Origin of the sequence: Mycolicibacterium madagascariense, assembly GCF_010729665.1 — a bacterium.
GTDB lineage: Bacteria > Actinomycetota > Actinomycetes > Mycobacteriales > Mycobacteriaceae > Mycobacterium > Mycobacterium madagascariense.
Window position 1 is genome coordinate 2,244,214 of record NZ_AP022610.1, and the last position, 13,572, is coordinate 2,257,785.

At 68.9% G+C, this 13,572-nt stretch carries 16 protein-coding genes and 1 pseudogene; 16 read left to right on the forward strand and 1 reads right to left on the reverse strand.

The window, feature by feature from the left end; translation table 11 throughout:
* Positions 1–116 precede the first annotated feature (116 nt).
* The 8 genes from G6N60_RS10600 to trmD all read left to right on the forward strand — a co-directional run bounded on the left by G6N60_RS10600 (position 117) and on the right by trmD (position 7,637).
* On the forward strand, positions 117–1,928 hold the full coding sequence (locus G6N60_RS10600; RefSeq protein ID WP_163743766.1) for an N-acetylglutaminylglutamine amidotransferase: 1,812 nt from the start codon (positions 117–119) through the stop codon (positions 1,926–1,928).
* A gap of 2 nt (positions 1,929–1,930) precedes the next feature.
* The gene (ngg, locus tag G6N60_RS10605) at positions 1,931–3,649 is read left to right on the forward strand and encodes an N-acetylglutaminylglutamine synthetase (RefSeq protein ID WP_163736344.1); all 1,719 of its coding nucleotides are present in this window, start codon (positions 1,931–1,933) and stop codon (positions 3,647–3,649) included.
* A gap of 131 nt (positions 3,650–3,780) precedes the next feature.
* Positions 3,781–4,998 (forward strand): osmoprotectant NAGGN system M42 family peptidase, encoded by a 1,218-nt coding sequence (locus G6N60_RS10610; protein WP_163743768.1) that lies wholly within the window; start codon positions 3,781–3,783, stop codon positions 4,996–4,998.
* Positions 4,999–5,070: 72 nt separating this feature from the next.
* Complete coding sequence (locus G6N60_RS10615; protein ID WP_163736347.1) at positions 5,071–5,487, forward strand: nuclear transport factor 2 family protein; 417 nt, start codon at positions 5,071–5,073, stop codon at positions 5,485–5,487.
* A gap of 207 nt (positions 5,488–5,694) precedes the next feature.
* Entirely contained in the window at positions 5,695–6,165 is a 471-nt protein-coding gene (rpsP, locus tag G6N60_RS10620; RefSeq protein ID WP_163736350.1) for a 30S ribosomal protein S16, read from the forward strand.
* The gene (locus tag G6N60_RS10625) at positions 6,162–6,404 is read left to right on the forward strand and encodes an RNA-binding protein (RefSeq protein WP_056548932.1); all 243 of its coding nucleotides are present in this window, start codon (positions 6,162–6,164) and stop codon (positions 6,402–6,404) included. Before rpsP ends, G6N60_RS10625 begins: the two co-directional genes overlap by 4 nt.
* A gap of 6 nt (positions 6,405–6,410) precedes the next feature.
* Positions 6,411–6,941, forward strand: a complete 531-nt coding sequence (gene rimM, locus G6N60_RS10630) for a ribosome maturation factor RimM (protein WP_163736353.1) — start codon at positions 6,411–6,413, stop codon at positions 6,939–6,941.
* Positions 6,942–6,950: 9 nt separating this feature from the next.
* A complete protein-coding gene (gene trmD / locus G6N60_RS10635; RefSeq protein WP_163736356.1) occupies positions 6,951–7,637 on the forward strand; it encodes a tRNA (guanosine(37)-N1)-methyltransferase TrmD in 687 nt (228 codons plus the stop codon).
* 1 nt (position 7,638) lies between these two features.
* Here the strand turns inward: trmD and G6N60_RS10640 are convergent, their stop codons facing one another.
* Positions 7,639–8,586 (reverse strand): serine hydrolase, encoded by a 948-nt coding sequence (locus G6N60_RS10640; protein ID WP_163736359.1) that lies wholly within the window; start codon positions 8,584–8,586, stop codon positions 7,639–7,641.
* Positions 8,587–8,916: 330 nt separating this feature from the next.
* Here G6N60_RS10640 and rplS point away from each other — a divergent pair, with 330 nt between their 5' ends.
* From rplS to G6N60_RS10680, 8 genes and pseudogenes are all read left to right on the forward strand, one after another.
* Positions 8,917–9,258, forward strand: a complete 342-nt coding sequence (rplS, locus tag G6N60_RS10645) for a 50S ribosomal protein L19 (RefSeq protein WP_163736362.1) — start codon at positions 8,917–8,919, stop codon at positions 9,256–9,258.
* Positions 9,259–9,380: 122 nt separating this feature from the next.
* Positions 9,381–10,199, forward strand: coding sequence for a signal peptidase I (lepB, locus tag G6N60_RS10650; protein WP_163743770.1), 819 nt, complete (start codon positions 9,381–9,383; stop codon positions 10,197–10,199).
* A gap of 11 nt (positions 10,200–10,210) precedes the next feature.
* Positions 10,211–10,951, forward strand: coding sequence for a ribonuclease HII (locus G6N60_RS10655; protein ID WP_163736365.1), 741 nt, complete (start codon positions 10,211–10,213; stop codon positions 10,949–10,951).
* 41 nt (positions 10,952–10,992) lie between these two features.
* On the forward strand, positions 10,993–11,298 hold the full coding sequence (locus tag G6N60_RS10660; RefSeq protein WP_024450376.1) for a DUF2469 domain-containing protein: 306 nt from the start codon (positions 10,993–10,995) through the stop codon (positions 11,296–11,298).
* 7 nt (positions 11,299–11,305) lie between these two features.
* Positions 11,306–11,752 (forward strand): annotated as a pseudogene (locus tag G6N60_RS10665) (SDR family NAD(P)-dependent oxidoreductase); the annotation flags it as partial.
* 23 nt (positions 11,753–11,775) lie between these two features.
* Positions 11,776–12,069, forward strand: coding sequence for a hypothetical protein (locus G6N60_RS10670; protein ID WP_163736368.1), 294 nt, complete (start codon positions 11,776–11,778; stop codon positions 12,067–12,069).
* Between the two features lie 914 nt (positions 12,070–12,983).
* Positions 12,984–13,121 carry a hypothetical protein gene (locus G6N60_RS28550; protein WP_163736370.1) on the forward strand — a complete coding sequence of 46 codons (138 nt, stop codon included), beginning with the start codon at positions 12,984–12,986 and terminating at the stop codon, positions 13,119–13,121.
* Positions 13,122–13,147: 26 nt separating this feature from the next.
* A complete protein-coding gene (locus G6N60_RS10680) occupies positions 13,148–13,402 on the forward strand; it encodes a hypothetical protein (RefSeq protein WP_163736373.1) in 255 nt (84 codons plus the stop codon).
* Positions 13,403–13,572 lie beyond the last annotated feature (170 nt).

The following is a 13,572-nucleotide window of genomic DNA, read 5'->3' on the forward strand; positions in this document are numbered from 1 at the left end:
CGAGGGTGTTTGACGCCCGGGTAATGGGGTTACCTAACGCCAGGCCGACCTCGTCGTGCGCGGACGAGACCTGGGCCCCTTTGCCGACCGTTCACCCACCGAGGGAGTCGATCACCATTTGTGGCATAGCCGGCGAAATCGCCAGAGGCCGCCCGGCCGATCTCGCGGCCATCGGCGCGATGACCGACTGCATGGTTCCCCGGGGCCCCGACGGCGGCGGCGCGTGGGCCGGCGCGGGGGTGGCCTTCGGGCACCGCCGACTCGCCATCATCGACCTCTCCACCACCGGCCACCAGCCCATGCACGATCCGGAGCTGGGTTTGACGGTGGCGTTCAACGGGTGCATCTACAACTACCCCGAGTTGCGCCAGCAGCTGCTCGGGCTCGGCTACCGCTTCTTCTCCCACAGTGACACCGAGGTCATCCTCAAGGGCTACCGCGAGTGGGGCGAGCGGGTCGTCGACCACCTCAAGGGCATGTTCGCCTTCGCGGTGGCCGAGGTCGCCACCGGCCGGGTCGTCATCGCTCGCGACCGCCTCGGCATCAAGCCGCTGTACTGGACCGAGGTCAACGAGGGCGGCGGCACGGGCGCACTGCGGTTCGCGTCGTCGCTGCCCGCACTGGTCGCCGCGGGCGGGGTCGACACCGATCTCGACCCGGTGGCGTTGAACCACTACCTCAGCTTCCACTCCGTCGTGCCGGCCCCGCGGACGATCCTCGCGGGTGTCCGCAAGCTCGAGCCGGGCGCGATCATGCGCATCGAGCCCGACGGCACCAGGACCACGCACACGTACTGGGAGCCGGTGTTCGAGCGGGCCACCGAGCGGGCGGACTGGTCGGAGGCGGACTGGCAGGACGCGATCCTGGGCTCGCTGCGCACCGCGGTGGAGCGCCGCCTGGTGGCCGACGTGCCGGTGGGCTGTCTGCTCTCGGGCGGACTGGACTCCAGCCTCATCGTCGGACTGCTCGCCGAGGCGGGACAGCATGGGCTGCAAACCTTTTCGATCGGCTTCGAGGCGGCCGGGGGAGAGGAGGGCGACGAGTTCAAGTACTCCGACGTCATCGCCCGCCACTACGGCACCGACCACCACCAGATCCGCATCGACACCGCCAGGATGCTGCCGGCGCTGACCGACACCATCGGCGCGATGAGCGAACCCATGATGAGCCATGACTGCGTGGCCTTCTACCTGCTGTCCGAAGAGGTCAGCAAGCACGTCAAGGTGGTGCAGTCGGGACAGGGCGCCGACGAGATCTTTGCGGGCTACCACTGGTACCCGCCGATGGCGCAGGCCGCCGACGGCGACCCCGCCGACGCGCTCGCGCGCTACCGCACGGCGTTCTTCGACCGCGACCACGCGGGTCTGGACCGGCTGCTCGCTCCGGCGTGGCGGCTCCCCGCCGACGTCGCGGGAGACTATGTGCTGGAACACTTCTCGCATCCGGGCGCGGCCACGGCCACCGACCGGGCCCTGCGTCTGGACACGACGGTGATGCTCGTCGACGACCCGGTCAAGCGGGTGGACAACATGACGATGGCGTGGGGTCTGGAGGGCCGCGTGCCGTTCCTCGACCACGAACTCGTCGAGCTGGCCGCCACCTGCCCACCGGAGTTGAAGACGGCCTACGACGGCAAGGGCGTGCTGAAGGAGGCCGCCCGCAAGGTGATTCCGCACGAGGTGATCGACCGGCCGAAGGGGTACTTCCCGGTGCCGGCCCTCAAGCACCTCGAGGGTCCGTACCTCGAACTCGTCCGAGATGCGTTGCACAGTGCGGCGGCTCGCGACCGCGGGTTGTTCGCCAAGGACGCGGTCGACGCCCTGTTCGCCGATCCCAACGGCAACCTCACCCCGCTGCGCGGAAATCCGTTGTGGCAGATCGGTTTGTTGGAACTCTGGCTTGCCGACCACGTCGACGGGGCGAGGTAGGCATGGCGCAGGACGTGGACGATGCGGCCGCGGTCGGCGTCGTACAGGATCTGGGCTGGGGGCGTCTGGTCTTCGGCCAGACGTGCGACGACCCCGAACAGTTCGGCAATGCGCTGCGCGCGGAGGCCAGTGGGCGTCGCGACATCGGGATGTACCTCGACGCGCCCCACGTCTTCGTCGCCCTGCATCCGCAGGAGTTCTTCATCGACCCGAGCTTCACCTACCGGATCGACCTGACGAAACCGCTTGCGTACGAACCGTCTTCGGTGCCGGGGCTGTCGGTTCGCCCGGTGCGCGACGTCGAGGACTGTGCGGCGATCAACCAGCTCTACCTGCAGTGTCGGATGGTCCCCGCCGACGTGGACCTGATGTGGGACAACAGCCAGCATCAGCAGCACATGGTGTACCTCGTCGTGACCGACGACGAGTCCGGTGACGTCGTCGGCACCGTCACCGGCATCGACCACGTCCAGCTCTTCGGCGACGAGGAGAACGGCTCGAGCCTGTGGTGCCTCGCGGTCGACCCGACGCTGTCGCGCCCGGGGGTCGGCGGCCTGCTGGTGCGCTCGCTGATCGACGAGTTCATCCAGCGCGGGCGGGCGCAGATGGACCTGTCGGTGCTGCACGACAACGAAGGCGCCATCGCGCTGTACGAGCGGATGGGCTTCGTGCGGGTCCCGGTGCTCGGCGTCAAGCGCAAGAACGCGATCAACGAGAAGCTGTTCGCCCCCGCCAAGTCGGAAGAGGAACTCTCCCAACTGAATCCGTACGCGCGGATCATCGCCGACGAGGCCATCATGCGCGGTATCGCGGTGCACGTGCTCGACGCCAAGGGCGGTTACCTCAAGCTGACGCACGGCGGCACCAGCGTCGTCACCAGGGAGTCGCTGTCGGAGCTCACCAACGCCGTCGCGATGAGCAGGTGCGACGACAAGCGCGTCGCCCGCCGGGTGGTCGCCGAGGCGGGCATCCGCGTGCCCAGGGGGCGCACCGCGACGTTCGACGAGCAGGATCACGACTTCCTCGCCGAGGTCGGGTCGGTCGTGGTTAAGCCGGCCCGCGGTGAGCAGGGCGCGGGCATCACCGTCGGCGTGACGAGCCCCGCCGACCTCGACCGCGCGCTCGAACTGGCGGCCCAGCACAGTCCGGAGGTGCTGATCGAGGAGCTCTGCGACGGCCAGGACCTGCGCGTGGTAGTGATCAACGGCAAGGTGATCGCCGCGGCGCTGCGGCGTCCCCCCGAGGTCGTCGGCAGCGGCGACCACACGATCCGCCAGCTGGTGGAGGCGCAGAGCCGGCGCCGGGCGGCGGCCACGCACGGCGAATCGACCATCCCCATCGACGGTCTCACCGAGGACACCGTGCGCGAGGCGGGCTACGAGCTGGACGACGTGCTGCCGCTCAACGAACACCTGACCGTGCGGCGCACCGCCAACCTGCACACCGGCGGGACCATCCGCGACGTGACCGACGAGCTGCACCCCGTCCTGGCGAAGGTCGCCGTCGACGCCGCCGACGCCATCGGCATCCCGGTGACCGGCATCGACCTGATGGTGCCGTCGGTGTCCGGCGAGGAGTACGCCTTCATCGAGGCGAACGAGCGTCCTGGCCTGGCGAACCACGAGCCGCGACCGACGGCGCAGGCGTTCGTCGACTTCCTGTTTCCCCGGACCGCAGCGACGCCGTGGGCGTGGCAACCCGACCCCGTCGAACAGGACTGAGCGACGCTAGGCTGCCGTCCGGGGACGTCGAGACCCCGACGCCCCAGCCTCACCCCGCCCCCGTCGCTCCCGCTCGCCCCAGGTAGACCCGAAAGGCCACCTTGACCGACCTCGCGCCCACCGCCGCCCGGATGCCCGCAGACGACCGCAGCTGGATGGTCGACACGTTGCTGGCCCTGCTGCAGACGCCGAGCCCGTCCGGCCGCACGGACGCGGTGATGCGATTGATCGGCAGCATTCTCGACGACCTCGGCGTGCCCTTCACGCTGACCCGTCGGGGCGCGTTGACCGCGGAGCTGCCGGGCGCGTCGTCGACGATCGACCGGGCCATCGTCGTGCACGCGGACACCATCGGCTGCATGGTGCGCGCGCTGAAGGACAACGGCAGGCTGGAGCTGGTTCCGGTCGGCACGTTCTCGGCGCGGTTCGCCGCCGGCGCGCGCGTGCGCATCTTCACCGATGACAGCAATGCGTTCATTACCGGAACGGTCATGCCGCTCAAGGCTTCTGGACATGCCTTCGGCGACGAGATCGACACCCAGCCGACGGATTGGGAGCACGTCGAGGTCCGGGTCGACCGCAACGTGTCCACGCGCGACGACCTGGTGGCCCTCGGGATGAACGTCGGCGACTTCGTCGCGTTCATCACCAGCCCCGAACTGACCGAGGACGGGTTCATCGTCTCGCGTCACCTCGACGGCAAGGCCGGCGTCGCCGTCGCCCTCGCGCTGGCCCGCCACGTGATGAGCAACGAGGTGGTGCTGCCGCACCGCACGACGATCATGGTGACGATCACCGAGGAGGTCGGGCACGGCGCCAGTAGCGGGTTGCCACCGGACGTCGCCGAGCTGATCTCGGTCGACAACGCGGTATGCGCCCCGGGGCAACACTCCCTCGAGCACGGCGTGACCATCCCGATGGCCGACCTGCACGGCCCGTTCGACTACCACCTCACCCGCAAGCTGCTGCGGCTGGCGAAGGAACAGGGCATCGAGCACGCCCGCGACATCTTCCGCTTCTACCGCTCCGACGCGGCGGCGGCGATCGAGGCGGGGGCCAACACGCGGGCCGCGCTGGTGGCGTTCGGGCTCGACGGCAGCCACGGCTGGGAGCGCAGCCACCTCGACTCGCTATCCGCGTGCTACCTGTTGCTCCAGGGCTGGCTGCGCACCCCGCTGACGTTCGCGACGTGGGACGCTAACCCGACGGGCAAGCTCCGCGACTTCCCGTACTCCAAGCAGCCCGCGCCGAGCGAGCAGTGGGTCCCGCTGTCGCGCGGTGACCACACCGAGCCGGGGGACGTCTCGCCCGGCACGCACTGGCCGCCGTCGGAGGGGCCGCAGGCCTGAGCGCACGCGAGTTGCCGCGCCTTCTCGGCATTCGCGTTCGGCGAGGGTGCGCCGGGCGGTAGAACTGGTCCCATGTTGAGCCTGGAAGAGATCTCCGATCGCCTCGAGATACAGCAGCTCCTCGTCGCGTACTCGACCGCGATCGACACCCGCCGCTTCGACGACCTGGACCGCGTCTTCACCCCCGACGCCTACATCGACTATCGCGCCATGGGCGGCATCGACGGCAGCTTCGGCGACGTCAAGGCGTGGCTCGCCGAGGTGCTTCCCAACTTCCCGGCCTACTCGCACCTGATCGGCAACTTCGACGTGACGCTCGACGGCGACACCGCGTCGTCGCGGGTGCTGTGCTTCAACCCGATGGTCCTCGGTGGCGATGGCCAGATCCTGTTCTGCGGGCTGTGGTACGACGACGAGTTCGTCCGCACCGCCGACGGGTGGCGGATGACGCGTCGCGTCGAGACGAAGTGCTTCGACAAGGTCGTCTGACCCCTCTGCCTCCGTCGGTGGGGGATCGGCAGCGATTTCCGTCCGACCTGCGCCCTCTGGCACAATGGTCGGCTGTCTGCCCCGCGACACGGTTCGACGCGTTCGATGCGCCGCGCGGCGGTCACACACGCAAGGCAAGACCGGACCGGGCAACCCGCCCGAGTCGCTGAATTGCCAGCGTGGCAATCAACAGGAGAACGTTCGACCATGGCTGTCAAGATCAAACTCGCCCGCTTCGGCAAGATTCGCAACCCCCAGTACCGCATCGCCGTCGCCGACGCGCGCAACCGTCGCGACGGGCGCGCCATCGAGGTCATCGGCAAGTACCACCCGAAGGAAGAGCCGAGCCTCATCGAGATCGACTCGGAGCGTGCGCAGTACTGGTTGGGCGTCGGTGCCCAGCCCACCGAGCCCGTGCTCGCGCTGCTGAAGGTGACCGGAGACTGGCAGAAGTTCAAGGGCCTGCCGGGCGCCGAGGGCACGCTGAAGCACCCGGAGCCCAAGCCCAGCAAGCTGGATCTGTTCAACGCTGCGCTCGCCGCCGCCGACGACGCCCCGACCGGTGACGCCACCCCGGCCAAGAAGAAGAAGGCCCCGGCCAAGAAGGCCGACGACGCGGACGCCGCCGAGGCCGCACCCGCGGAGGCCGCAGCCGCTGACGCCGCGCCTGCCGAATGAGCACCGTCGTCGTCGACGCCGTCGAGCACCTGGTGCGCGGCATCGTCGACAACCCCGATGACGTCCGTGTCGACCTGGTGACCAACCGCCGCGGCCGCACCGTCGAGGTGCACGTGCACCCCGACGACCTCGGCAAGGTCATCGGCCGGGGCGGCCGCACCGCGACGGCGCTGCGCACGCTGGTGGCCGGCATCGGCGGCCGCGGCATCCGCGTCGACGTGGTGGACACCGACCAGTAGGCGCGCGTGGACCTCGTCGTCGGACGTGTCGTCAAGGCGCATGGCATCGGCGGCGAGGTCGTCGTCGACGTCCGCACCGACGACCCGTATGACCGCTTCTCCCCGGGCAGCACCTTGCGCGCCAGGGCGAAGGACGCGAGCGAGCGCCGTTTCGTCGTGGACTCGATGCGCGAGCACGGCGGTCGGCTGCTGCTCCGCCTCGACGGCGTCGGCTCACGCGATGCGGCAGATGCGTTGCGCGGCAGCCTGTTCATCGTCGACACCGCTGACCTGCCGCCTATCGAGGACCCCGACGAGTTCTACGACCATCAACTCGAAGGGTTGGCCGTGCGCACGCTGGCCGGCGCCGAGGTGGGCACCGTCGCCGAGGTGCTGCACACCGCGGCGGGGGAGATCCTGGCCGTGCGGCCCACCGCGGGGGACGGCCCCGAGGTGCTGATCCCGTTCGTCGGGGCGATCGTCACCGCGGTCTCGCTGCAGGACGGGGTCATCGAGATCGATCCTCCCGACGGTCTGCTGGACCTGGATTCGATCTAGGCGCGCGCCATGCGTATCGACGTCGTCACGATCTTCCCCGACTACCTCGACCCCCTGCGACAGTCGTTGCCGGGCAAGGCGATCGCCAACGGCATCGTCGACATCGCCGTGCACGACCTGCGGCGCTGGACCCGCGACGTGCACCACTCGGTCGACGACTCGCCGTACGGCGGCGGCCCCGGCATGGTCATGAAGGCACCGGTATGGGGGGAGGCCCTCGACGAGATCTGTTCGGAAGCAACGCTTCTCGTCGTGCCGACGCCCGCGGGGACGCCGTTCCGCCAGGCCGACGCGCAACGGTGGAGCACCGAGGCGCACCTCGTCTTCGCCTGCGGTCGCTACGAGGGCATCGACCAGCGCGTCGTCGACGACGCCTCACGCCGCATGCGGGTCGAGGAGGTGTCGATCGGTGACTACGTGCTTCCCGGTGGGGAGTCGGCGGCACTGGTGATGATCGAGGCCGTCGTCCGTCTGCTGCCCGACGTCCTCGGCAATCCGGCGTCACACCAACAGGATTCGCATTCCGTGGACCAGGACGGCCTGCTCGAGGGGCCGAGCTACACGCGGCCGCCGACCTGGCGCGACCTCGACGTGCCGCCGGTGCTGCTCTCGGGCGACCACGCCAAGGTGGCGGCCTGGCGTCGCGAACAGTCCGTGCAGCGCACCCGCGAGCGCAGGCCCGACCTGCTGCGGTAGGTCAGATCCGCCCGCCGGGGAACATCGTCTCGACCGCCTTGGTGATGGTGGCCCGCGCGTCGTCGGCGTCGGTGGCCTGCATCGAGCTGATCGCCATGACGTAGCGACGGTCGGGCCCGATCACGCCGGTGGAGACGTGCAGCCAGTCCTGTCCGATGCAGCACATCCAACCCTGTTTGACCGCAACGGGTTCGGAGGTCAGGGCGTCCGGGATGCCGAACCGTTGCGGGTACACCCCGCCCGGCACCATGCCGTCGGGCGCGGTGGGGGTCGACGCCGCGAGGTTGGACAGGATGAGGCTGGCCTGCTCCGGCGGCAGGCCACCGGTGCCGGCCAACATCATGTCGTAGTAGTGGACGAGGTCGGTCACCGAGCTCGTGGTGTTGAACCACCGCCCGTTGTCCGGCGCGCTGGTGGAGGTCAGCCCGTAGCGCGCCACCACGCGGTCGATGATGGCGCTGCCGCCACCGCGGTTCCAGAAGTCCTCCGCCGCGGTGTCGTCGGAGGAGCGCAGCATGCGATCGAAGGCCGCGCGGTCGTCGGGGGTGAGCGTCGTCTGCCCCTTGGACACCTGGAGCAGCAGGTCGTCGGCGATGAAGAGCTTGGCGACGGACGCGATGGCCACGGCGCCCCCGCCGGTGGTCACCAGTTGCCCAGTGTTTCGATCGAGCACGGCGACGGTGATGTCGGCGCCGTCGTCGGCGGCCTCGGCGGTCGCCCGTCGCGCGCGTTCGTCGAGCCCGGCGAAGGCCGCGGACGGCTGACCCGGGAGTGCCGCCGGGAGCGCGGCGATGCTGTCGACCGGGGCGACGACGGTCAGTTGCGCCGAGGCGACCGAGGGGGCGGAGGCGGCGGCCCCCGGTTCGCATGCCGTCGCGGCACTCACGGTGCCCGCGGCGAGCACGGTGAGGGCGGCGACTGCGAGCAGCTTCGCCGGCCGCCTGTGCATGGCCCTCCCCGGGACGCGTCGGATGGACGTCTTCGTGCACTGGCGCACGGCCGTTGGATCGTTTGCCAGAGCCCACACACTAAACGCTGGACGCCGTCACCGCGCGGGCACGCGCGCCCGCCTCCACGGCGCTGGGGCGACGGGTGCCCGGGTACGATTTCGTGCGTCGGGTGCCCGTCTGGCACAATCGACCAGTTGTCTGCGCACGGCAGGGGCGTAACGCCTCCGCCTGCTGCGACATACGAAAGACCTCGGCCCGACCGCGCGTCGCACCTCGACGTGGCGTTCACGGCCGCCGACGAGAACTACGAACCGCGAGGAAGTGTCACCGTGAACACCCTGGACTTCATCGACCAGTCGTCGCTGCGCGACGACATCCCGACCTTCAGCCCCGGCGACACCGTGAACGTCCACGTGAAGGTCATCGAGGGTTCCAAGGAGCGCGTCCAGGTGTTCAAGGGCGTCGTGCTGCGCAGGCAGGGTGGCGGCGTCCGCGAGACCTTCACCGTGCGCAAGGAGAGCTACGGCGTCGGCGTCGAGCGGACGTTCCCCGTGCACTCCCCGAACATCGATCACATCGACGTCGTGACCCGCGGTGACGTGCGTCGCGCCAAGCTGTACTACCTCCGCGAGCTTCGTGGCAAGAAGGCGAAGATCAAGGAAAAGCGCTGACCGGCACCGGCGTCGGACTCGGACGGGCCTGACGGTTGGACCCCGACGCGAGCGGCCGCAACCAGGGGGCTGGCTACTCTGATGGCGTGACCGGATCTCCCGACGCCCCCGATGCCCCCGAGATGGACGCCGACGGCCGTGCGCCGGTCGACGCCGAGGCGGGCACCGACACCAGCGAGTCCACCGAGTCGAGCGAACCGCCGAAGAAGAAGCGCGGCGCGTTCCGCGAAGCGGCGATCCTGGTCGCCATCGCGCTGGTGCTGTACTACGTGATGCTGACGTTCATCGCGCGGCCGTATCTGATCCCGTCCGAGTCGATGGAACCGACGCTGCACGGCTGTGCCGGATGCGTCGGCGACCGCATCATGGTCGACAAGGTCACCTACCGGTTCTCCTCGCCGGAGCCCGGTGACGTCATCGTCTTCAAGGGCCCGCCCGCGTGGGACATCGGCTACAAGTCCATCCGATCGTCGAGTGCGCCCATCCGCTGGGTGGAGAACGCGCTGTCGTTCATCGGGTTCGTGCCACCGGACGAGAACGACCTCGTCAAGCGGGTCATCGCGGTGGGTGGTCAGACCGTCGAGTGCCGCGCGACCACGGGTCTGACGGTCGACGGCAAGAAGCTGCACGAGCCCTATCTCGACGTCAACACGATGATGGCCGATCCGGCGATCTACCCGTGTCTCGGCAACGAGTTCGGCCCCGTGACGGTCCCGCAGGGCCGGCTGTGGGTGATGGGCGACAACCGCACGCACTCCGCGGATTCGCGCGCCCACTGCACCAACCAGCCCGCCGACGCCCAGCGCGGCCTGCTGTGCACGGGTGACCCGATGGCGGGGACCGTTCCGGTCAGCAACGTCATCGGCAAGGCGCGCTTCATCGCATGGCCACCCGGCCGGTGGGGTGGCGTCTCGTCGATCAACCCGCAGACCGCGCAGTAGGAGACCCCCGCGTGCCGGCGTCCTGGCCGCCTCGAGCCGTGATCCGCAAGTCCTCGGGCCTGCGCACCATCGAATCCGCGTTGTATCGGGGTGGCCTCGGACCCGTCGCCGGCGTCGACGAGGTGGGCCGCGGAGCGTGCGCCGGACCGCTGGTCGTGGCGGCGTGCGTACTCGGCCCGAACCGGTTGGAGAGCCTGTCGTCCCTCGACGACTCGAAGAAGCTCAACGAGCGCGAGCGCGAACGGCTGTTCCCTCTCATCAAGCGGTACGCGCTGGCCTACCACGTCGTGTTCATCCCCTCGACCGAGGTGGACCGCCGCGGCGTGCACGTCGCCAACATCGAGGGCATGCGGCGCGCCGTCGCCGGGCTGCCGGTCAAGCCGGGTTACGTCCTCAGCGATGGCTTTCGGGTGCCGGGGCTCGCGGTGCCGTCGCTGCCGGTCATCGGGGGCGACGCCGCGGCCGCCTGCATCGCGGCGGCGAGCGTGCTGGCCAAGGTGAGCCGGGACCGCCTCATGGTGCAGATGGACCAGACCCACCCCGGGTACCGTTTCGGCCTGCACAAGGGCTACTGCACGCCGACCCACACCGCGGCGCTGGCCGAGCTGGGTCCGTGCAGCGAGCACCGCTTCTCGTTCGTCAACGTGCGTCGCGCCCACCGGGGCGGCGGACGGTTCGAGGTCGTCGTGCGCGATCCGGGTGCCACGGAGACGGCGGAGGCGGAGCCGCCGCGCCAGGCCGGACTGGGCTGAGGAAAGATGTACCGTACGACTACCGGAGGTCCACTGAATCGATGAGTGCCGAAGATCTCGAGAAGTACGAAACCGAGATGGAGCTCTCGCTGTACCGCGAATACAAGGACATCGTGGGGCAGTTCAGTTACGTCGTGGAGACCGAGCGTCGCTTCTACCTCGCCAACAGCGTCGAGCTGGTGCCGCGCAACGCCGATGGCGAGGTCTACTTCGAGCTCCGGCTCGCCGACGCATGGGTCTGGGACATGTACCGGCCCGCCCGGTTCGTCAAGCAGGTGCGCGTGATCACGTTCAAGGACGTCAACATCGAAGAGGTCGAGAAGCCCGAACTGCGGCTGCCCGACTGAGCGGCTCGTGAGCCAGGAGCGCGGTCCCGTCGCAGTCGTCACCGGCGCCAGCCGGGGCGCCGGGCGCGGTATCGCCGCCGCGCTGGTCGCATCGGGTTGGCGCGTCTACCTGACCGGCCGCACGGTGACCGATCCGGGTGACGGGGGCATCGCCGTCCCGGTCGATCACCGCGACGACGATCAGGTGGCCGCACTGTTCGGCCGCGTCGGCTCCGAGTGTGGCGCGCTCGACCTGCTCGTCAACAACGCGGCGGCCGTGCACGACGCGCTCGTCTCGCCAAAGCCGTTCTGGGACAAGCCCATCGAGTTGTCCGACATCCTCGACGTGGGCCTGCGGTCGGCGTACGTGGCGACCTGGCACGCGGCGCCGCTGCTGCTGGCCGCCGACCGCGGCCTCGTCGCCTTCACGTCGTCGCCGGGCTCGGTCTGCTACATGCACGGCCCCCCGTGCGGTCCTGACTCAGAACGGAGACACCGGTGATCGCCCGCTGGCTGGCCGCTGTTGACGCACACCCCGACACGATCGAGACGGACTCGATCATGGCGGCATTCATCGCCCAGGAGCCCGATCGGCTCTGGGCGCTCACCGACGTCTACCGCGGTCTCCGTGACGTGCGCGAGCTGGTGGATCTCCGGGACGCCTTCCTGGAGCTCCTCGCGGATGGGTTCGTGACATCGGTGGTCGAGCTCGATTGCGACTGCGACACCGGCCCGGTCGTTTGCCAGGATGCGCTCTGCGGGGATGTGCTGTTCCGCATCCGAGATCTATGAGCCTGGTCACACAAACCCCAGCAGGGCCGGAAGTAACCCGTACTTATGTTCGTAGGGCCAAGGCCCTCGGTTGTGTTGATCCGGGCCACCGGTTGCCCGGCTCCGCAGGATTTCGCACGTACTTATAGATGAGGGGGAACGGCCCACCGCCGTGATCTGCACCACGTTCGAGCCGGTGGGTGTCAACGTAACGCGTATCTATCCATAGAGGGACTGAACTAAAACCGCTGGTCATCGAGGCCCTCTTGGTAACGGTTTGGTCACGGTCGGGCGTGACGCTCGAAACATTCCCCTATAGACCTTGTGAAGGGGCGAGAGCGCATACACCTACTTATAGGGTGAGGGCGACCAAAGGACGCGTTCCTATCTAGTGGAGCGGGTGACGCGCATACACCTATAGATGGTTGGGGGCCGAGAGCGAGCCCCCGCGAAATACTCCCGTATAGACACTATGAGGGGGTAGGTCGCAATACTCACCTACTTATAGATGAGGGCCTAGAGCCCTCCCCAGACTTGCGTGCTGCTCCCGGCTCCTCCCGGAGAGCGCCGCAGCGGTCGCCTTGCCATCCCCTCGGCGACCGGCGACGACCGGACCCCCGCTACAGGGTCTCGGTCGTCAAGACTTCCCGCTGGCTCGGTGGTTCCTGCCCAGTGGTGAGCCGTCCGCTTCATCGGACGGATAAGGAACGCATGGCCTGCGTTCCGACCTTTCAGAGCGTCCCCTCGGTCCTTCGGGACCGGGGGGATTCTCATTTGACCTGAACTGCGTACGTACGACACGAAAGGAGGGCACCATGCCCGCCGACCAGTGCCCTCGGGGGCACTTGACACCCACCGCCGCTGAGCGCGACGCCCGAGGGCATTGCCGCCAGTGTGAGCGCGATCGAGCCAAGGCCAACAGAGTCAGCGACTCGATGCGACTGACGATGGTCCGCGCCTTCGAGGACGCGGGAGTTCAGTTCGTGGACGACGACGGCCAGCCCGTCGCCGCCGCCGAGGTAGTCCGCCAGCTCGCCGCGCTCTACGCGGCCGGTGCGCTACCGGCTGCCTGACAGACCCCAGACATTGCCGTGCCCAGGTGGCACGCAACCCCTATAAGGAGATCGCCATGCAACACGAGTACGACCAGGAGCGCGCCGAACGATTGATCCTCAACCTACGGGTTGAGATCCGGGGCCTGAAACGACGACTACGCGACGAGCGTGACGCGGCAGAGAGCGGTCTGTCGCCGCGTTGGCAGAAGAGCGTCGCCCAGCTTCGTGCCGACTGCGCCCGCTACCGCAAAGAGCGAAACGAGGCCCGCGCCGCGCTGGAGGCTCTGCGCCGTGGCTAAGGACGTTCCCGCGATCATCCGCTGGGACCAGGCATACAACCGCAACGGCAACCCGAAGTTGCCGCGTGCAGTCGTCAATGCCATCCGCACCTACGTGGACAACGACACCCTCGCCGGATGGGTATCCCAAGAGACCCTGGCCCAAGACACGGGTTTGGACGAGTCGAATG

What these genes read in the sequence shown, in the direction of transcription:
- G6N60_RS10625 (WP_056548932.1), top strand. Translation starts at nt 6,162, where the DNA reads ATGAGCACCGTCGTCGTCGACGCCGTCGAGCACCTGGTGCGCGGCATC.
- G6N60_RS10640 (WP_163736359.1), bottom strand. Translation starts at nt 8,586, where the DNA reads ATGCACAGGCGGCCGGCGAAGCTGCTCGCAGTCGCCGCCCTCACCGTG.
- G6N60_RS10610 (WP_163743768.1), top strand. Translation starts at nt 3,781, where the DNA reads ATGCCCGCAGACGACCGCAGCTGGATGGTCGACACGTTGCTGGCCCTG.
- rpsP (WP_163736350.1), top strand. Translation starts at nt 5,695, where the DNA reads ATGGCTGTCAAGATCAAACTCGCCCGCTTCGGCAAGATTCGCAACCCC.
- ngg (WP_163736344.1), top strand. Translation starts at nt 1,931, where the DNA reads ATGGCGCAGGACGTGGACGATGCGGCCGCGGTCGGCGTCGTACAGGAT.
- trmD (WP_163736356.1), top strand. Translation starts at nt 6,951, where the DNA reads ATGCGTATCGACGTCGTCACGATCTTCCCCGACTACCTCGACCCCCTG.
- G6N60_RS28550 (WP_163736370.1), top strand. Translation starts at nt 12,984, where the DNA reads ATGCGACTGACGATGGTCCGCGCCTTCGAGGACGCGGGAGTTCAGTTC.
- G6N60_RS10660 (WP_024450376.1), top strand. Translation starts at nt 10,993, where the DNA reads ATGAGTGCCGAAGATCTCGAGAAGTACGAAACCGAGATGGAGCTCTCG.
- lepB (WP_163743770.1), top strand. Translation starts at nt 9,381, where the DNA reads ATGGACGCCGACGGCCGTGCGCCGGTCGACGCCGAGGCGGGCACCGAC.
- G6N60_RS10615 (WP_163736347.1), top strand. Translation starts at nt 5,071, where the DNA reads ATGTTGAGCCTGGAAGAGATCTCCGATCGCCTCGAGATACAGCAGCTC.